This is a genomic window from Variovorax sp. 20P10.2.4 (genome assembly GCF_058244205.1).
Window position 1 is genome coordinate 1 of sequence record NZ_JBZAYE010000752.1, and the last position, 3,222, is coordinate 3,222.

General features: G+C 72.0%; 3 protein-coding genes and 1 pseudogene. 3 read left to right on the plus strand and 1 reads right to left on the minus strand.

Features of this window, described 5'->3' with window-relative positions:
• Positions 1–69: 69 nt before the first annotated feature.
• A complete protein-coding gene (locus tag AC27VN_RS36905) occupies positions 70–585 on the plus strand; it encodes an RNA polymerase sigma factor (RefSeq protein ID WP_296787427.1) in 516 nt (171 codons plus the stop codon).
• 134 nt (positions 586–719) lie between these two features.
• Positions 720–1,706 (plus strand): FecR family protein, encoded by a 987-nt coding sequence (locus AC27VN_RS36910; RefSeq protein WP_296787426.1) that lies wholly within the window; start codon positions 720–722, stop codon positions 1,704–1,706.
• Between the two features lie 36 nt (positions 1,707–1,742).
• Here AC27VN_RS36910 and AC27VN_RS36915 read toward each other — a convergent pair whose 3' ends face one another.
• Entirely contained in the window at positions 1,743–2,648 is a 906-nt protein-coding gene (locus AC27VN_RS36915; protein ID WP_490879850.1) for a LysR substrate-binding domain-containing protein, read from the minus strand.
• A 109-nt stretch (positions 2,649–2,757) separates the two neighbouring features.
• Here AC27VN_RS36915 and AC27VN_RS36920 point away from each other — a divergent pair.
• Positions 2,758–3,222 (plus strand): annotated as a pseudogene (locus tag AC27VN_RS36920) (hypothetical protein); the annotation flags it as partial.

Below are 3,222 nucleotides of genomic sequence, written 5' to 3' on the forward strand. Positions count from 1 at the left end.
GCCGCTGCTGCTGGTCATCCTGCCGCGCGAGCGCGTGGCGGGGCGCGCCTGCGAAGCCGGAGCCGCGTCATGACCGGCAACGTGCTGCCGATCCTGCGCAGCGTGCTGGTGCAGCGCTACACGCAGATCAAGCAGAGCCTCTCGATCCAGCTCGGCAGCCCCGACCTGGCGGGCGACACCCTGCACGAGATCTGGCTGCGCCTGCAGCGCGACAGCCATCTCTCCGGCCCGGTGCTCAATCCGCAGGCCTACCTGGTGCGCATGGGCGTCAACCTCGCCATCGACATCCGGCGCAGCCAGAGCCGGATGCTGTCGGCCGAGGACGTGCAGGAACTGATGGCCGTCATGCCCGACCCCGCGCCGGGTCCGGCCCAGGTGGCCGAGGCGCGCTCCGAACTCGAGGCGCTGAAGGCCGCGCTCGACGAGATGCCGGCGCGCCGGCGCGAGATCCTGCTGCTGGTGCGCTGGGAGCACTGGCCGCAGCGCGACGTGGCCAAGCGCCTCGGGATCTCGCTGCGCACCGTCGAAAGCGAGCTCAAGGCGGCCCAGGAGTACTGCGCGGCGCGGCTGCTGCGGCAGCCGTAGCAGGCCGGCATGACGGCCGTGCGATTTTTTTCAGCGGTTTTGCGGTCCGCCAATCGTCTGGTACTGAAGGACGGCCGCGGCAATGGCGCGCGGCCCTTCGCCCGGCCCGAGGTGGCCGCTTGAAAATCGATGCAATGACCACACCCGACGATCGCGGCAAGCTGCCTGATGTGCTCAAGGATGCGCAGGCCTGGGTGCGCAAGCTGGGTTCGGGCCGCGTCAGCGAATGGGAGGCGCAGGCGTTCCGGCACTGGCGCGATGCCGATCCCGCGCACCTCGCGGCCTTCCAGCAGGCCGCGCGCCAGTGGCAGCTGCTCGAGCGGGCCGCGAGCAGCGTGCTGAGCACCAACGCGGAGGCCGCGCGCCACCACCGCAGGACGCTCAATCGCACGCCGCTCGGCCGGCGCGCCTTCCTGGGCACGGCGCTCGGCGGAGCCGCGGTCGCGGGCATCGTCGCCTATTCGCCGCTGGGCATGTGGCCCGCCGCCGAACAGTGGGGCGCCGACTACCACACGGCCGTGGGCGAGCAGCGCGAGCTGTCGCTCGAGGAGCGCGTGAGGGTGACGATGAACACCCGCACCAGCCTGCGCCGGGTCAGCGACCAGGGCGAGAGCGTGGGCCTCGAGCTGCTCGACGGCGAGGCGGCGATCGAGGTCTCGGACGCGGCCAGGCGCTTCCGCGTGGAGGCCGGCGCGGGCCGCGCCGTCGCCACCGGCGCGGCGGGCTTCGAGGTCCGGTACCTCGACGGGCGCACCTGCGTCACCTGCCTGCACGGCCAGGTCGGCGTGGAGCATCCCGCGGGCCGGCGTCTGCTGCAGGCGCGGCAGCTGGCGCTGTACGACGGCCGCATGATCAGCGAGATCGCCAACGTCGATCCCGAGGGCGTCTCGGCCTGGCGCCGCGGCGAGATGGTGTTCCGGCAGACGCCGCTGCCCGTGGTGCTCGACGAGATCAACCGCTATCGCCCCGGGCGCGTGCTGCTGGTGGGCGAAACCCTGCGCGCGAAGACCGTGACCGCGCGCATCAAGGTGGCGGACATCGAGACCGCGCTGCTGCAGATCCAGCACAGCTTCGATCTGGTCGCGCGGACCTTTCCCGCGGGCGTGCTGGTGCTGAGCTGAGGGGCGGCGCATCGCGCGCCGCGGGACGCGCCGTGCTCAGGCGAAGGGCGCGCTGGCCACCTCGTCCATGAGCCACTGCGTGAACGACTGCAGCGCCGCGCTCGGCGCGCGGTCCGCGGGACGCACGAGGTAGTAGGCGCTTCCCGGATCGACGGTGTGCGCGAACGGCGCCACCAGCAGTCCGGCATCGAGGTCCTCGCGCACCAGCGCCGTGAAGAACAGCGCGAAGCCATGGCCGTCGAGCGCGGTGCGGCGCAGCGCGTGGGAGTCGTCGATGCGGGTGGTGTCGAGCGGGCCCGCGTCCACGCCCGTGTCCACGCCCGCTGTTGCGAACCAGGCGCTCCAGTGCGCGGCATCGAACTCGTGGAACAGGCGGCGGCCGCGCAGGTCGCGCGGCCTGGCCTTGCGCGGCAGCGTGGCCAGGCAGGCCGGGCTGCACACGGGCGTGAGCGTGCCCGGCACGACCAGCCGGGCCTCGACGCCGGGCCATCGCCCGTCGCCCCAGCCGATGCCGGCATCGACCGGATCGCGCAGGAAATCGGCGGGCTGGTAGGCATGGTGCAACTGCAGGTGGAGCCGCGGATGCCGCGCCCAGAGCCGCCCGAGGCGCGGCGTGAGCCAGCGCGCCGAGAAGTACGGGGCGACGCTCAAGGTCAGCGTGTCGGGCCGCGCGGCGCGGCGCAGCCGGTCGATCGCGGCCTCGAGGCCCTGGAAGCCCTGGGCGCAATCGGCGCAGAGCTGGCGTCCCTCGGCCGTGAGCTCGATGCGGCGGTGCGAGCGCAGCACCAGCGGCATGCCGAGCTCGGTCTCGAGATGGCGCACGTGGTGACTCAGGGCCGACTGGGTGACGTGCAGCTCTTCGGCCGCGCGCTTGAAACTGCCGTGGCGGGCCACCGACTCGAAGGCGCGCAGCTTCGTGAGCAGGAACAGGGGCAGCGGCATGCTGGCGATCCTAGGAGTGAGTTTGCTTCACGTCAACGCAGAACGAATCAATTGAACGAAGCAAGACGGCTTCGCAGAATTCCCCTTCACATCAATGAAGGAGATTCACATGAGCAACCAGCCTGCCGCGTTCGAGATCGCGAAGGGACCGCGCCGCGTCATGACGCTGAGCGAAGCCGAAGTGGCGCGCCTGCTCGATCCGCGCGCACTGCTCGACGGCCTGGAGGACGGCTTTCGCGCGCTGGCGCGCGGCGAGGTGCAGTCGCCGGCGCGGCCCGAGCTCACGGTGCCGGGCCAGGGCTTCTCGCTCGCGATGCCGGCATGGCGCCCGGGCATGCAGATGGCGATCAAGGTGGTCAACGTCTTCGACGGCAACCTCGCGCTCGGGCTGCCGAACCACCTCGCGATGATCCTGCTGTTCGAGCCCGAGACGGGCATGGCCTCGTGCGTGATGGACGGCACCTTCATCACCGGCATCCGCACGGCCGCTTCCGCGGTGCTGTCGGCGCGGCTGCTGGCGCGCCCGGACGCGCGCGTCGCGACCATCGTGGGGGCGGGCGTGCAGGCGCGCGAG